General features: G+C 41.2%; 13 protein-coding genes. 2 read left to right on the top strand and 11 right to left on the bottom strand.

Annotation, left to right across the window (positions count from 1 at the left end):
- The first annotated feature begins 85 nt into the window (after window positions 1-85).
- A complete protein-coding gene (locus tag HRJ06_RS01755) occupies window positions 86-1,504 on the top strand; it encodes a sigma-54 interaction domain-containing protein (protein WP_174727795.1) in 1,419 nt (472 codons plus the stop codon).
- 799 nt (window positions 1,505-2,303) lie between these two features.
- On the opposite strand, the gene speB is transcribed toward HRJ06_RS01755, so the two are convergent.
- From speB to HRJ06_RS01715, 8 genes are all read right to left on the bottom strand, one after another.
- A complete protein-coding gene (gene speB / locus HRJ06_RS01750) occupies window positions 2,304-3,275 on the bottom strand; it encodes an agmatinase (protein WP_174727792.1) in 972 nt (323 codons plus the stop codon).
- A 27-nt stretch (window positions 3,276-3,302) separates the two neighbouring features.
- Window positions 3,303-4,742, bottom strand: coding sequence for an aldehyde dehydrogenase family protein (locus HRJ06_RS01745; RefSeq protein WP_174727788.1), 1,440 nt, complete (start codon window positions 4,740-4,742; stop codon window positions 3,303-3,305).
- Between the two features lie 18 nt (window positions 4,743-4,760).
- Window positions 4,761-6,110 (bottom strand): 4-aminobutyrate--2-oxoglutarate transaminase, encoded by a 1,350-nt coding sequence (gene gabT, locus HRJ06_RS01740; RefSeq protein ID WP_174727785.1) that lies wholly within the window; start codon window positions 6,108-6,110, stop codon window positions 4,761-4,763.
- 321 nt (window positions 6,111-6,431) lie between these two features.
- The gene (locus HRJ06_RS01735) at window positions 6,432-7,082 is read right to left on the bottom strand and encodes a cyclase family protein (protein WP_174727782.1); all 651 of its coding nucleotides are present in this window, start codon (window positions 7,080-7,082) and stop codon (window positions 6,432-6,434) included.
- 14 nt (window positions 7,083-7,096) lie between these two features.
- Window positions 7,097-7,891 carry a carbon-nitrogen hydrolase family protein gene (locus HRJ06_RS01730; protein WP_174727779.1) on the bottom strand — a complete coding sequence of 265 codons (795 nt, stop codon included), beginning with the start codon at window positions 7,889-7,891 and terminating at the stop codon, window positions 7,097-7,099.
- A 3-nt stretch (window positions 7,892-7,894) separates the two neighbouring features.
- Window positions 7,895-9,256, bottom strand: a complete 1,362-nt coding sequence (locus tag HRJ06_RS01725) for a purine-cytosine permease family protein (RefSeq protein ID WP_174727776.1) — start codon at window positions 9,254-9,256, stop codon at window positions 7,895-7,897.
- Between the two features lie 12 nt (window positions 9,257-9,268).
- Complete coding sequence (locus HRJ06_RS01720; RefSeq protein ID WP_174727773.1) at window positions 9,269-10,732, bottom strand: aldehyde dehydrogenase family protein; 1,464 nt, start codon at window positions 10,730-10,732, stop codon at window positions 9,269-9,271.
- A gap of 105 nt (window positions 10,733-10,837) precedes the next feature.
- The gene (locus HRJ06_RS01715) at window positions 10,838-12,187 is read right to left on the bottom strand and encodes a sigma-54 interaction domain-containing protein (RefSeq protein WP_174728141.1); all 1,350 of its coding nucleotides are present in this window, start codon (window positions 12,185-12,187) and stop codon (window positions 10,838-10,840) included.
- A 416-nt stretch (window positions 12,188-12,603) separates the two neighbouring features.
- Here HRJ06_RS01715 and HRJ06_RS01710 point away from each other — a divergent pair, with 416 nt between their 5' ends.
- The gene (locus tag HRJ06_RS01710; RefSeq protein WP_174727771.1) at window positions 12,604-12,846 is read left to right on the top strand and encodes a hypothetical protein; all 243 of its coding nucleotides are present in this window, start codon (window positions 12,604-12,606) and stop codon (window positions 12,844-12,846) included.
- A gap of 43 nt (window positions 12,847-12,889) precedes the next feature.
- On the opposite strand, the gene HRJ06_RS01705 is transcribed toward HRJ06_RS01710, so the two are convergent.
- The 3 genes from HRJ06_RS01705 to HRJ06_RS01695 form a co-directional block, all read right to left on the bottom strand.
- The gene (locus HRJ06_RS01705; RefSeq protein ID WP_174727768.1) at window positions 12,890-13,747 is read right to left on the bottom strand and encodes a hydroxymethylglutaryl-CoA lyase; all 858 of its coding nucleotides are present in this window, start codon (window positions 13,745-13,747) and stop codon (window positions 12,890-12,892) included.
- Window positions 13,748-14,162: 415 nt separating this feature from the next.
- Window positions 14,163-15,161, bottom strand: a complete 999-nt coding sequence (locus tag HRJ06_RS01700) for an ABC transporter substrate-binding protein (protein ID WP_174727765.1) — start codon at window positions 15,159-15,161, stop codon at window positions 14,163-14,165.
- A gap of 363 nt (window positions 15,162-15,524) precedes the next feature.
- Window positions 15,525-16,418, bottom strand: a complete 894-nt coding sequence (locus tag HRJ06_RS01695; protein WP_174727762.1) for an acyl-ACP desaturase — start codon at window positions 16,416-16,418, stop codon at window positions 15,525-15,527.
- Window positions 16,419-16,534: the final 116 nt, after the last annotated feature.

The following is a 16,534-nucleotide window of genomic DNA, read 5'->3' as shown; positions in this document are numbered from 1 at the left end:
GCCAAATTATTTTGCGCAAAAAACGTTTGCACTACTGTGAATCATTCATTAAAATAAAGCTGTATAAAGGAAGCAGGTGGTTTAATTGAAGGAAGCAGATTTAGAAGACATCCAACAACTGAATAAAATCTATCAACAAATTTTAGATAAAATAGAAGTAGGAATTCATGTAGTCAATCAAGAAGGAAAAACAATCATCTACAATCGGAAAATGAGAGACATGGAAGACATGAGTGTCGAGGATGTGCTCGATAAAAGTCTGCTGGACGTTTTCTCATTTGATACGAACGAAAACAGCACCTTATTGGAAGCTCTCCACCATGGGAAAGTCATTCAGAATGCAAAACAAACTTACTATAATAATAGAGGCCAAGAAATTACGACAATTAATAATACCTTCCCTCTATTAGAAAATGGCACTCGAATTGGGGCTATTGAAATGGCCCGCGACGTCACAAAGTACGAGCGCCTAATCCGTGAAAATCTCTTAAAAAAAGGCGATACCCGATATACCTTCGATAGCATTATTGGCAGCAGCTACCGGATCCAAGAAGTAATCGAAGCCAGCAAACGGGCAACTAGAACTGCTTCTTCCGTCCTTATCGTTGGTGAGACTGGAACTGGTAAAGAATTATTTGCCCAGAGCATCCATAACGGCAGCCCCCGTTCAGATAAACCGTTTATTTCTCAGAACTGTGCTGCTCTGCCTGATAGTTTAATAGAGGGACTTTTATTTGGAACAAATAAAGGGGCCTTCACAGGAGCAATTGAGCGGCCGGGCCTTTTTGAACAAGCCGAGGGAGGAACCCTGCTGCTGGACGAAATAAATTCCCTGGCCCCTTCTCTTCAGGCTAAGCTGCTTAGAGCTATCCAGGAAAAAACAATTCGCAGAGTCGGCGGGACCCGCGACCTCGCAGTAGATGTCCGGATTATCGCCACGATTAATGAAGACCCTGTTAACGCTATTTCAGACGGACGGCTGCGAAAGGATTTATTTTATCGATTAAGTGTTGTTTCGCTTTTTATTCCGCCTCTTAAAGAACGTAAACCCGATATTAAGGATTTAGCTTCCTTCTTTATTGAAAAATACAACAGCCTGTTTGGAATGAACGTCAAGAAACTAGACGATAAAGTTCTTGAACTGTTTTACTCATACGAATGGCCGGGAAATGTCCGGGAACTCGAACACATAATTGAGGGCTCTATGAACCTTATGGAGCAAGAAGAAACCCTAGATTATCCTCATCTGCCGATCCAGTTTAGAAACAAACCTCAGCTAAACAGTGAAAAAGCTTTAAATATTGAGGCAGACGAGCTTCTTATTCAAAAGGGCAGGCTAATAAAGCCGCTTGATGAGTACATCGAGGAAGCTGAAACCTACTATTTAAAAAAAGTACTCCACCACAACCGATTTAATATCACCAAAACCGCCGAAGCACTTGGAATAAGCCGGCAAAGCCTCCAGTACAGGCTGAAAAAATGGGACCTCAATAAAAATAATTAGGTGACAGGCACCATCCAGAAAATGGATGGTGCCTGTCACTTTTCACGTCACCTTTCACCAGCTTAGCACACCATACCCGAGTATTAGCACCGGGTCTATGATGAACACGTAAAGATGGGTACCTTCTTCTCGAACAAGCAAAACACCTGCTTCTCGCTTTTAACTAAACGGGCTGATAAATAACAAAAATCAAAGCAAAAAGGACTAGCAGAACAATGAGCTGATTCAACCCATTAGTCTGCTAGTTTTTTTATTTTTTAGGATGTGGTAAAGGTCATTGTTAATTTTTAAGTATGTTGATAGAAGTGAAAGTCGCGAGACTCCTCGAAAATGAAAAACGCATTTTCTCGTGCGTGGGCCCTTTTCGGGGAAGTCTTTCAGTGTCCTGCGGGATCAGCGTGGCTGGCGAGACCCCACAGGCGCATGCGCCGAGGAGGCTTGCCGCACGCCCCGCGGAAAGCGAGCGGCTGCAACGCAAATCAACAGTAAGTTTAACAGAGCTATTTTTTAAAAAACCTTGTTATATAATCTCACACTTCTCAAGTTATCTTGCCAGTTAGATAGTATAATAATAAAATTAAGAGGTAATAAATGCTTGTTTTATTATGCAAGTCATTAACCCATGGCAGAGCTAAACAGGCTCGTAGTTCGTCAAAGAGATCTTGCCGAATGGTTTTATCAAATTATGTTTTTTCAGACCTAAAATAATAAAAAAGCATTCAAAGCAGTCGGGCTAGGCCCTCTGCCTTGAATGCTTCTTATTCACTCAGTAGTCTTCAACACTATATGTTCGACTCACCTATTTAACTGTCTCAGTCACCGGAGCTGTTAAGCTTTTCTTTTTCAGGGCAACCAAGGTAATCATTTCAAAGGCAACAGCTGAGGCAAGTGCTGCTGTTATTTCACCATGGTCAAAGGCTGGAAGGACTTCAACTAAATCAAAGCCTACCGTGTTCAATCCTTTTAGCCCGCGAACATACTCGAGAGCTTCGTGGCTTGTAGGTCCAGCCACCTCAGGAGTACCTGTCCCAGGTGCATAAGCAGGATCCACAAAGTCAATATCAAAACTAACAAATACAGGGCGGTCATCTCCAACACGCTTATGGATGCGTTTCAAGACTTCCTCTTGGCCCAGTTTTCTCGCTTCACTCATCGGAATGACTTCAAAACCTAAATCACGGGCATCTTCAATATCCTCTGGACCATATAAGGGTCCACGCATTCCGACTTGAATGGAATGGTCAACATCCAATAGTCCTTCCTCTACTGCTCTTCTAAAAGGCGTTCCATGCATATACTTTTCACCATAATAATTATCCCATGTATCCCCGTGAGCATCGAAATGAACAAGGGAGATCGGACCGTATTTTTCATGGAATGCACGCAAGTTCCCCAGTGAAATGGAATGGTCTCCCCCGATAATAATGGGAGTTACATCATCTGCTAATATCGGCCTTAATCCTTCAACCATATTATGATATGTGCGATGGACATTTCCAGGAACGATATCAATATCCCCATAATCAACCCCAGAGCAATAATCAAAAATATTAATCTCCTGATCTGGGTTGTAAGGGCGCAATAGAACAGAAAAATTACGGACATGCTGCGGGCCGTAGCGAGCACCCACGCGATTTGAAGCTGCTGTATCAAACGGAACGCCGACTACGACGAAATCTACATTTTCAGTTGTTTGTATATTTTCCAGTCTCATAAAGGTTCTTACACCAGTGAAGCGCGGAGACTTAGATGAATCCTTTGGCTGGTACATTCATTGACCTCCTCATATTATAAAAGCTTAGTTTCTATTGAAAATGACTAGCTTCATTTCCGTCATTTCCTCAATTGCGTATTTAAGGCCTTCGCGCCCAGTTCCGCTTTCTTTTACTCCGCCATATGGCATATGATCCACTCTGAATGTCGGAATATCGTTGATGAGTACACCGCCAACATGAAGCTGGTCGGCTGCATCAAATGCTGTATGCACATTTTCTGTATAAATGCCGGCCTGCAAGCCGTAATCTGAGTCGTTCACATAATCGATTGCTTCTTTAATGGAAGAGACCTTATTAATGAGAACAATAGGAGCAAAAACTTCCTGGCAGGAAACCTTTGACTCGTTTGCTACATTCAATAAAACCGTGGGATGCAGGATATTACCAGTTGTTTCTCCTCCCGCAGCCAGTGTAGCCCCATTGCTTACCGCTTCTTGTATCCATTGTTTCGCACGATCAACATCACCTTCAGAAATCAAGGCAGACACATCTGTCTTTTCATCCAATGGATCACCGAGATTAAGCTTCTTCGTTCCATCAACGAATTTCTCAACAAACTCGTCATAAAGGTCTTCATGGACATAGATTCGCTGCAAGGAAATGCAAACCTGACCCTGATAGGCAAACGCCCCAGTGATACAGCGTGAAATAATTTTTTCAGTAGATACACCCTTATCGACGATTAAAGCGGAATTGGAGCCAAGCTCTAGGGTTGTTCTTTTAAGTCCGGCCTTATTTCGCAGCGCAATACCGACTGCTGGGCTGCCTGTAAAAGTAACCATTTTAACAAGCGGATGCTTAACAAGCGCATCTCCAATGATACTTCCTTTTCCGGTTACCACGTTCAGTGCCCCTTTAGGGAGTCCAGCCTCCTCTGCAATTTTAGCCAAAAAGAAAGCAGATAATGGTGTTTGTGAAGCTGGCTTCAGAACAACAGGATTTCCGGCTGCGATCGCAGGACCTACCTTATGGGCTACAAGATTCAACGGGAAGTTAAATGGGGTAATTGCAGCAACCACACCAATTGGTTCCCTGACTGTATAAGCAACCCGATTTTCTCCGCCTGGAGCCGCATTTAAAGGAATCGTTTCACCATGAATCCGTTTTGCCTCTTCAGCAGCAAACTTGTAAGTTGCAACGGTTCTTGCTACTTCCCCTTTTGCGGTAGTGAACGGTTTACCAGCTTCCAAGGCAAGGATTCTTGCTGCTTCTTCCGTCCGCTCTTCAAATAGTGATGCCATTTTTTCCAGAATCGCTGCCCGTTCGTGAGCAGGCAGTTTTCTTAAGGTTTCTCTGGCATTGTCAGCTTCCCGGACAGCTTTGTCGATCTCCTCCAACTGGGCTAATGGGATTTCACCCAAGGCTTCTCCACTATAAGGAGAGGTTAAAGTCGTATATTCAGACGCTTCTAACCATTCTCCGCCAATAAAGAGCTTTTCTTTTTTCACTTGTTTTGTGGTCATAGCAGTTTCACCTTCCAATCAATTTGTTAGTTCTGCAAAAACATCATCAATTACCGTTAATGCTTCCTCTAGCTGGGAATCTTCAATGACGAGCGGGCTAAGTATTCTGATGACATTTCCATAAATACCCGCACTCAAGATAATAACGCCTCTTTTATTGCATTCGGCGATAATTTTCCCTGTCAGCTCTTTATCAGGCTCTTTCGTAGACTGGTCTTTAACAAGCTCGATGGCACACATGGCACCCAAGCTCCGGATATCTCCGATCGCTGAGTATTTTTGCTGCATTTCTTGGAATTTAGTGGTGATGGTATTTCCAATTTTATTAGCCCGTTCAATTAATCCCTCTTCTTCGATCATCTTGATCACTTCAAGAGCAGCAACACATCCTAGCGGACTTCCGCCGTATGTTCCGCCAATCTCACCTGGAGCTGGAGCATCCATGATTTCTGCTCTTCCTGTTACAGCACTAATCGGGATCCCTGCAGCAATCGATTTTGACATGGTGATTAAATCCGGCTCTAATCCGAAATGCTCACTAGCAAACATTTTTCCGGTTCTGCCAAACCCTGTCTGCACCTCATCAGCAATCAGCAAAATGCCATATTTTTCACAAATCTCTTTAATTCCTTTTATGAAACGGGCTGAAGGGACAATGAATCCTCCCTCACCCTGCACGGGCTCTAAAATAAACGCAGCAATATCCTCCTGGGGTACTTCGCCAATAAAGAAATCATCAATCTGTTTTAGTAAATAATCATCTAAAACTTCGTCCGTCATTCCTTCAGGCTTCCGGTAGTAATATGGATAGCGCAGCTTGTAGGTTTCGGAAGCCAATGGCCCAAAACCATTCTTATACGGTTTTACTTTACTCGTTAATGACATGGTCAGAAGGGTACGGCCATGGTAGCCGCGGTCAAACGAAACGATCCCTCTTCTGCCTGTGTATTTTCTCGCTATTTTTACGGCATTTTCAACTGCTTCTGCCCCTGAATTTAAAAAGAATGTTTTCTTTTCGAAATTACCTGGTGTAATTTCGTTTAATTTCTCAGCCAGTTTAATGTACGACTCATACATTAGAACATTGAATCCTGGGTGGATAAATTTATCCAGCTGCGCCTTAATCGCCTCTACTACTCTAGCAGGACTGTGGCCAACATTTAGGGAACCAATCGCTCCCGCGAGGTCAATAATTTGATTTCCATCAACATCGGTGACGAGTGCTCCCTCTGCTTTATCTATGAAAGCAGGCGAAGTGTTAAATGGGCCTCTCGGTACATGTTTGTTCCGTAATTCCGTTAACTCTAGGGACTTTTCCCCCGGTAAACTCGTTTGTAAATGGATGCCGCCTTTTCCAGTAATCGTCATAAGTGACACAACCTTTCCTCTGTAAAATGTATCTGTATGTAGTATTGCAAGTTTTGTGCCAACTTTTAAAAACTAGCGACCAACCAGGATCAACAAGCACTAAAGACCAGACGGTGGAAGTCGATTTTTGACTCCAACACCTGGACAGAAGCAGTCATGCCGCTTTGGCTTATTAGATAGACAATAGCCAAGCTAAGATAAATTTATTTTTCTCCTTATCCAAACGCTGCGTAAAAACAAGGTTTTAAGGGCTAGGATTATTCATAAACGAATAACTTTATCTATTTTTAAATTAATTATCCAAAAGTGAATAACCTTCCCCTACCTAAACTTTACAGCCACAGCTCTAACAGAAGATCCATCCAATCCTTGGTAGGATAGTGGAAGCGTAATAATAAATGGATTTTCAAAATCAATTAAATCTAAGTTAGTATAGTTTTCACCGATAATTCCATTTACGGCTGTAATCAGCTCATGTCCTATAAAGGACGAGCCGTCTGGCGGGTCGATATTTAAAGCGTCAATTAAGAAAACCTTGATTCCTTTTTCAAGAAGATACCTGACTGCTTCTTCAGCTATATAGGGATGTTGAAAATATTTTTCGTCACCAGCATATTGGGACCATCCTGTATGAAATAAGACAATTTTATCTGGACCGAGTTTTTCTTCATAAAGTTCCACATCAGCCAGCACAATTGCTTCTCTTTCCAATTTATGCGAAACATCAATGATAATTCCCTCACCCATGAACTGCTCTAGCGGAACTTCTTCAATTTTAGATCCTTTTGGATTAAAGTGAAATGGAGCATCTACATGAGTACCGGTATGTGACCCCATTGACACAAGGCTAACATTATAGCCGTCCGCGTCAATGGTGGCTGCCGGCTTTATTTTCGGCTTAGGGTCTCCAGGATAAACCGGCGTTTCCTCTGTAATTGGCATTGATAAATCGACAACTTTCTCGATGATCATGAGCCGTCGCCCCCTTAGTAAATATCTAGTCTTCTTTCTTCTAACATTGAGAAAAATTCATCCTTTAGTTTCTGCCTGTTGTCTATCAAAATATCGGCGGTAATGATTTCATCCTTGTAAGCCTCTGCTCTTGCAAGAACCTCTCCATCAGGACCATAGATGGAGGATTGTCCAAAGAATTCAAGACTGCCTGATGACCCGATATGATTGCTTGAAGCAAGGTATACAGTATTATCGATCGCACGTGCCATACCGAAATTCAAAAACGGTTTGTTATAGGGATCTTCCCAGGCAGTCGGGGCCAGAAGCAAATCTGCTCCCTCGACTGCCAACATTCTGGCTAGTTCAGGAAAGGCAAGATCCCAGCAAATCATCAGTCCAATCCGTCCGAGGGACGTATCAACCACAACCGCCTTATCTCCAGCTTGGAAATAATCTCTTTCAAGAGGGGTAAGGTGTATTTTTCGATAGTTTGCTAATGACTTGCCATTTGGGTCAATCAATTGGACAGAATTATAGATATTTCCTGACTCCCCTTGTTCAACATATCCATAAACAAGGTAGATCTTATGCTTCTCTGCTAGTGCAGATAGTTTTTGAAACGAAAAGCCATCTTTTTTCTGAGCGACCTTCCTTAACGACGGTGATAAAAAATAGCCTGTTGCTGATAGTTCAGGGAATAGAATAATAGGAATGTTCGGAAACTTGCGGGCGCAAGATTCCGTCAGGTGTTCCATTTTTTCTAGATTTTGTTCAACCTGTTCAGGTTCGAAAGTCGACTGAACTACCGCTAACTTAAATGATTTCATAAACTAAGCTCCTATTGTTGTTGGTTTATCACTAGATGCAGTAGTTTGTTTTGTGAGAGTCATAATCCCCCAGTAGATCAATCCTGATACAAAGAAGGTTAAAATGGTTGAACCCATTGATAACGGTTTTACATAAGTGAAATAGTAAGCAAAAACAGCACCAAGAATGTAGGCTGCATAAGCTGATATATTGTACCCGGCCTGGTAATTATAAGTCTTTTTCACTCCTGCTGCGATTTCTTCAGAATCGTAGTTGCCTTTTTTCAAAATAAAATAGTCAACTAGAATGATTGAAAATACAGGGATAAACATGGTTGCAATTAACAAAATGAAATCAAAGAAGTTGGTCATTAATGTTTCCTTCAGCATCGCACCAATTGTTGTAATAATCCCTAAAATTAAGCCTGGCTTCCAAAATCCGAAATTTGGCATGATATTCATGAATGACATCGTTGCACTGTACAATGCCATTACGTTTGTAGATACAACTGAGAAGAAGACAACTATAGCAGCAACAAATCCAAATCCATACTGCGCCAGCAAAACTGTTGGATCATAAGTTTGTTCCATGCCGTTCAGGATACTAAAACCGCTTACAACAGCCCCCATACCCATTGCAATTACCGAGGCTACAATATAGCCAAAATATGTTCCAATCATTCCGCCCTTACCTGTTTTAGCATAGCGGTTAAAGTCACATACAGATGACATCCAAGAAAAGGCTGTTGCTACCACGATATCAAAAGCAATGATTGCCGTAATTCCAGGATTTTCACTTAGCTGCATGGTTACTAATGAACCTGCGTCAAACCTGGTAAATAAGCTGTAAAACACGACTGCCGATAAAATTAGCATCCCGACAGAAACATACTTTTCAATACTTTCAACCCCGCGGTGACCATAGATGGTGATCCCTACGACAAGTACTTGAGTCAAAATAACGAATAAATTAATATTGCTGTAGCCTGTTGCATATTCAATCGCATAATTCAAACTTAAACCTGCCATGTATGCCTGAATCCAACTCCAGCCGATCAATACGACCGTGTTAACAACTGCAGGAAGGACGGCTCCATTTTGACCAAACGCCCCTCTAGCCATAACCATTGTGGATAAACCAGTTTTCGTGCCGATCAACCCTGTCAAGGCTAGTGGTATCGCCCCCAGCGCAGACCCGATCACAATCGCTAGAATCGCCTCTTTGATCGATATATCAGGAATAAACATCATCCCTGTTAATACAGACGTGATAACCACGTTTGCAGCCAGCCATAAAGCAAAGGTTCCAAACAACCCCATCGTTCGATCCTTTTCTGTAACCGGCTTGATACTGTCCTGTCCAAACTGACTCATTAAATTTGACATATATTTCAGCTCCTAATTTTTAAATGTATACCAATTTAGCGGTTCTAAATGTTCTTTTTTATTAATATGCTTTGTCTCCATAAAACCATCTAACCCTTGCGGACCAAGTTCCCTGCCAATCCCGCTTTGCTTGTAGCCACCCCATGGGGCTTCTACATAAGGGGTATGGTAGCTGTTAATCCAAATCGTTCCCGCCTTGATTTGCGATGCAATTCTGTCTGCTTTTTCTGCATCCGCCGATAAAACACCAGCAGCCAAGCCGAATCTTGTTCCATTTGCCAATTCAATTGCTTCCTGTTCAGTATTAAACGTTTGAATGGTAACAACAGGACCAAAGATTTCTTCCTGAACGATTCTCATATTTTGGTTTACGTTGCTAAATATGACCGGTGTGATATAAAGCCCCTTACTGCCAACCCGTTCCCCGCCATACAGGCATTCGGCTCCTTCTGCTTTACCAATCTTTATATAATCCTCAATTTTTCTTAAGTGCTGTTCACTGATAACAGGGCCAAAATCAGTCTCTTCTTTAAGCGGGTCACCAATTTTCAGATTCTTGACCTTCTCAAGAAGCTCAGCTATAAATTCCTCATAAATATTTTCATGGACGAGCAAACGGGAAGAAGCTACACAAACCTCGCCTTGATTAAAGAACGATCCAAAGATTGCCCATTCTGCAGCAAGCTTAATATCTGCATCCTCTAACACAATTAAAGGTGATTTTCCACCTAGCTCGAGCGACACTCTTTTAAAGCTTCCCGCACACTCCTGATTTATTTTTCTGCCTGTTTCAGATCCGCCTGTAAAAGAAACCTTGTCAACCTTTTCACTGCTCACGAGCGTCTGGCCTATAGGGTCTCCCTCACCCAAAACGAGATTGAACACCCCTGCCGGAACTCCAGATTTTTCCAAAATTTCTGTGAATTTAAGCGCTGTTACTGGTGTGATCTCAGACGGTTTGTAAATCACTGTATTTCCAGCTGCAAGTGCGGGGGCGATTTTCCACATTCCGAGTAACAACGGAAAGTTCCATGGAACAATAAGAGAGCAAACACCGATTGGTTCCTTACGTACTTCACTGACAGTGCCATCTTCCATCTCTTTTTTCCAGAATTCCGCCTGAGACATTAAATCAGCGTAATACCTTAAGCATGCTGCTGAATCATAAATATCTAAGATGGCTTCCCTAATTGGTTTACCTGTGTTAAGTGTTTCAAGTCTCGCTACTTCGTCTGCAGATTCTTCAAGCAGTCCGGCCGCCGTCTTTAAAACTTTAATCCGTTTCTCTTTATTAACTGCCCAATCTGTTTGCTGAAATGCCTGAGCCGCATATGTAACCGCATCTTCTGCTTGTTCTTTCGATGCTTCTTTAATCGTTGTTAAGATCTCTTCTGTTGCAGGATTAATAATTTGTCTAGTTAGGCCTTCGCCGTTCACCCATTGTCCATTTAAATATAAGTGTTTATCTTGGTGCATTTCATTTCCTCTCCTTTTACATCTTGTCGCTTTCGCAAAACCTTTGGTCCAGCCACCCCCAGATCAAAAGCCTTTGTAATTACTAATGCAAGTTCCGTGCCAAGTTTACTTAATTTTGTATTTTTGCAGTTTTCTTACAACAGATGGCTGGCTGATTCCGAGGGCTTTTGCCATTTCGGTAGTTGTCTTATAATCTGCTTTGGCTTTATCAAAAACCTCACGTTCAACTCGCTCCATGATATCCTTTAATTTATGCTGGCCAGACACTAATTCACCGAGTTGTGATTCAGGCTGATAATATTTTTCAGGTAGGTTTTCCATTTTCACGATCGTTGAGGGCGTAGTTACAACAAGGCGCTCAATTAGGTTCATCAACTCTCTGACATTTCCTTTCCAATCATGGTTTAAGAGATGTTGCATAACGGATTCATCAATTTCACGTTTTCGGTTATACTTCTTATTAAAATCCTCTAGAAAATAAAGGATCAGCGGGATAATGTCAGCTGTTCGCTTCCTTAAAGAAGGAATCACAATTGGAACTACATTCAAGCGAAAGAATAAATCCTCCCGGAAAAGCTTTTCTTCAACCATCTTCTCCAGGTTTTGATTTGTAGCAGAAATCAGTCTAAAATCAAGCGTTCGCATCTTTGTGCCACCAACACGGTAAAAGGTTTTTTCCTGAATAAACTTAAGCAATTTAACTTGATGTTCAAGTGACAATTCCCCCACTTCATCGAGGAACAGCGTACCACCATCGGCTAATTCAACCAGCCCTACCTTCCCTTGTTTACTTGCACCTGTAAAAGAGCCAGGTTCATAGCCAAAAAACTCTGCTTCAAATAAGGAATCTGGAATCGCACCACAGTTAACTTCAATAAATGGCTTAGCCATTCGAGGACTCTCATTATGGATATATTTAGCGATGAGACTTTTGCCAACACCTGATTCGCCTAGCAGCAATACATTAACATCCACCTCAGATACCTGTTTGGCAATTGATATGCTTCTTTTCATTTCGGGATCATTTGCAATTAGCCCCTCCGAAATGAAAGTCTGTTCTCTTAAATTCTTAAGCTCCTTTTTTACGCGCTGCATTTCGTCTTCCATTTCGGACATATATGTCTGCATTTTTAAAAGATCGGTAATTTCATGTGAATAGCTTACGACCCGCCAAAGCTCGCCTTCCTCTGTAAACACCGGGACACCAGTAACAAGCAGTTTCTTACCATCTTTTGTGGTTTGAACAATCGTTGCCTTTTGTTGTGTTTTTATTACAATCGGCGTTACTATTGGCGTTAAAATCCCTTCCTTTTCTAGATCATAGATACTTCTGCCAACTAGTGTGTTTAAACTTAGCCCATAAATACTTTTTGTTGTTTCAGTTACCTTTAGAATCATACCGCTGACATCTGTAATTAATAAATCGTCCTTCAAGGAGCGAACAATCGCTTCCATTTCAATTAATTGCTTATTATTATTAATCAATGTTTACTCCTCCCTATTTACCAAACCGTCGTAAATATTCATTTTTGAATAACGAAGCACCCAGAAACCTTGATATATCAACGTTTTTAAATATTTAAACAATTATTTATATTTGAATAATCTGATTATAACACAAAAACCTAGGTATATAGGCGGAAAAAAACAAAAAAACCAGCTCTCCTTTAAAGGAATTGCTGGATTTATTTTTAAATACTTATTCATTTATTGATAATCGCTAAAGTAAATCCGGGCAGATAACCCTCTCAATTCCTTTGTATGAGTCCTTTTTTCCTAAAATAGGGCTAGCAATTTTCATAAAGAAGGAAAAGTTGCCAAGGCTTTTTACATATACTGTCATAGCGTTATTAAAATGAGGGGGCAGAATAATGAGACAAACCTCAACTCAGCCAATAATTGGGCATCCATGGACCGGTAAACATGTAATCCTCTTGCATTGCACACAAAACAACCAATTTATTCAATGGTATAAAAGCTACCACGCACCCATTGAACCACCGCGGCCCCATTGTGCCGAAACATTAGCTCAGCTGTTAAGCATTGGCTACACCCTTCAAGCAGTCACTTCTATTTACCCTAACCAGATCCAATACTTCTTGTTGCTTGAATAAGGAAAAACAGTGCTCCGACAGTATACATGCAACTTGCTGCCTCTTATCGGCTTGAAAGACTTTTGGCAAAAGGGCTAATTTTGATAAGTTCATTATAATCCAAACCCGTTTGGCAGCCCATTCGCGTGAGCATGTTTACCAGTTCCTCTGTCGCTACATTGCCTGTGGCTCCCGGAGAGTATGGACAGCCGCCAAGACCGCCGATTGAGCTGTCAAACTTGCTAATTCCTGCCTGCATAGCGGCATAAACATTAGCTAAGGCCAATTTTTCAGTATCATGAAAATGTCCGACAAAGGTTGTCTCGGGATATAAGTCTCTTAATCTTGAAATTCGCTCATAAACTATTTTTGGGTCTGCTTTACCGTTTGTATCTCCCAAGTCAATTTCATCTGCACCCAATTCTATAAAACGCTGACATACAGTATTGACTTCTTCAAATGAAACCTCACCTTGAAAGGGGCAGTTGAAAACCATCGATATATAAGCACGGATAAACATTCCACGTTTTTTTGCTTTGTCGAACATTGGTTCACATTCAATAAGTGACTCGGCCGTAGTTTTGTTTATATTCTTTAAATTAAATGTAGAACTCGCCCCAACAAATACAGCAATCTGCGGCACATTCGCTGCAATGGCCCGTTCCAATGCTTTAAAATTGGGAGTCAATGCAATGTAAGTAATGCCAAGCTCATTGCAGAATTGGGTAATTTCTTCCGAATCTGCCATTTGCGGCACCCACCTTGGATGAACGAAAGAAGCTGTCTCCATTCGTGAAAAGCCTGCTTTTGCAAGCTGAGTTATTAACTCCTTTTTCTTTTCAAGCGGAATGGCTGAAGGTTCATTCTGCAAACCATCCCGTGGTCCGACTTCGATGATTTCAATTTCATTAGGAAGAAACAATATGACCACTCCTTTTTATTTATCCAAACCCTCACCCATTCCAAATCTTTCTGCAGTTGTATTCATTTCCCAAAAGATAAAAAGAATCCCCGCACCATTGAGGTTTATGTATTACCTTGTAACTTCATTATTAAAAAATAAATAAGCTTAATGTAAACCCTTTAAATTTATATTATCAAACTTTTCTGAATTATCAAAGCGGTTTCAAGCAGCTCTTCACTTCATCCTTATGTTCTTAGGTAATTAATCTTTTATACACACGTAAAAACTCCCTCAGTTAATCCCGCAACAAAACCTGAGTGCTGGAACAAAAAACAGACAACCCTACTATTACCTTTACCTGGAACTTCCCTATGTTCCTAAACGACAGCAAAAACCCCAGCAGTTAGTCGCTGGGGTTTTTGTATTTAATCTTTTACTCTACTACTTTAGCATCCTTCGTCATTTCTTCTGTTAAAGTGATGCCCTCTAGTTCAGCTGCTGTTTTATTAATATAAAGCTGAAGGTTTTCTGGAACACCAACAGGAATTTCGCTTGGCTTTTTCTTGCCTTCAAGGATCTCTACTGCCATATTGCCTGTAGAATAGCCAAGATCTTTGTATTCAAATCCGTAGGAAGCAAATGTTCCGCGCTTAACAGAGTCACCTTCGCCAACAAAAGTTGGGATCTTGTGCTCGTTTGCTACCCCAATGACAGACTCAAGGGCAGATACAACCGTATTATCCTTAGGAATGTATAATACATCAGCTCGGCCCACTAATGATTCAGTTGCTTCTTTAACTTCAGTACTAGTAGATACGGACGTTTCAACATATTTTAAACCTGCTGCATCAAGTGCTTCTTTCGCTTTTTCTACGTTTACTACAGAGTTAGGCTCTCCTGCATTGTAAACCATTCCTACATTTTTAGCGTCTGGGAAAAACTCTTTTATTTTGTTAATAGTATTTTTAATTGCATCTGGATGTGTATCGCTCGTTCCAGTTACATTACCGCCTGGAGCCTCCATGCTTTCAACAAGCTCTGCACCAACAGGATCCGTTATGGCCGTGAACAGAACAGGAATATCTGATGTTGCCTGGGCAACCGCCTGAGCACTTGATGTAGCAATCGCTAAAATCAAATCAACTTCGTCACTGACGAACTTTTGTGCAATCGCCATGTTATTATTCATATCACCTTGAGCATTTTGATAATCGATCGTTAAATTTTTTCCATCTTCATAGCCAGCATCCTCTAAAGCTGAAATAAACCCTTCTCTTGCTGCATCGAGTGATGGATGCTCAACAAGCTGAATAATCCCAACTTTAAAATCTTCCTTTTCTTCCGCATTGGTAGCCGTTTCCTTGACGTCTGACCCGCAGGCAGTAAGCATTAACAACGCTCCGCATAGCAACGCACTCAATCTCTTTTTCATCTCTCTTTTCTCCCCTGTCTAATTAGCTTTGCCATCTCTATTTTTTTGCATAAGCAATAAATAAAGAGTCTATCATTTTACCAAACACCCGGGTTACAACGCTCACTTAATTGCATAACCGCGTTAAAGTAATTTAGTATGTAATTTCTGTAATCTTACCTATTAATTGAAAGTTTGTCAATTAATTTTTAGAAAATTTAGAAGAGATTAAAAAGTAGCTTCCTAATCGTATGCGTTGTCTCCGCCCAGCTCCAGCCCAGCGACTAGTGTACTCCGCCCAACTCCCTATGATAAGTGAAGCACGAATGCGCTTGCGCTTTGGGTCCACAAAAAAATCAGCAGTATAACCTGCTGATCTACCAATTACTTATTATTTCTATAAAATCTGTCCCTAACTCTTTTCAAGCGAGCGTGATATCTTAGAATATCCAAGCGTGCCTTCTCTGCTTCTGGGGCAATTGGCCTTAATTTTTCAAGTTCCCAATAATCAACAATAACATCAAGAACCTGATCAAAATATTCAAGCGGTCCATAATTTGCCTCTTTTGCGATAATCGACATTCGATCTTCAAAATCAGGCATGACCGTACCTGGCATTTGGAAGTTCATAATGACATTAGCTAAATGGTAGCAATAGTTTGGTTCCAACTGCAGATGAAATTTAATAACATCACGGTAAAAAGCATAATGCAAGGTTTCATCCTTTGCGAGACGGCGGAGCAGGCTGGACAAATCTTTGTCATGCTGGCCGGCTACTTTCGCGACATTATTATAAAACACCATCGTGGCCAACTCTTGCATAGAAGTATAAACCATCGTTTCAAAAGGCGTTTGATAGTCAGGATTCCAGCCATTTTCAACTGTGTCTTTATGCAGCTGGTGAAGCCTCTTTGGATCTACATTTCGGGTAAGTAAAAGGTACGTCTCAATTAGGTTAGAATGCTGATCTTCCTCGGCTGTCCATGTATGGACAAAATCTTTTATAACCGTTAATGAACCTTTAAAGGTCTGATCCAGGTGAGAAGTAAACCATGGTAAATTCACTTCAGTTAAAAGAGCTGTTTCCACCGCGGTGATAACGGCTGGCGGAAGTGTCACCTGACTTTTATCCCAAGGCACACGCCGAAAATCCATACCCTTGTCCCACGGCAAAAAGTCGTGATAGCCCCAGTCAATTTTTTCTGACCGTTTTTTATGCTCTTCATATAACTCTATAAGTTTTGGTTCCAGCCTAAAGTCTAAATCATTTGTTAACAAAGCCGCCCCTCCATTGATAAAAAAGTTTTTTCTTAAAGCTAATACCGTACACTAAACATGACGGATTATTTCATAGCTTGGTATTATGACCTGTTACTAAGGTTAGTATACCATAT

It is taken from the genome of Mesobacillus harenae (assembly GCF_013343715.1).
Taxonomy (GTDB): Bacteria; Bacillota; Bacilli; order Bacillales; family Cytobacillaceae; genus Mesobacillus_A; species Mesobacillus_A harenae.
The sequence above is the reverse complement of the archived record's forward strand: the minus strand, read 5'-3'. Positions and strand labels throughout refer to the sequence as shown.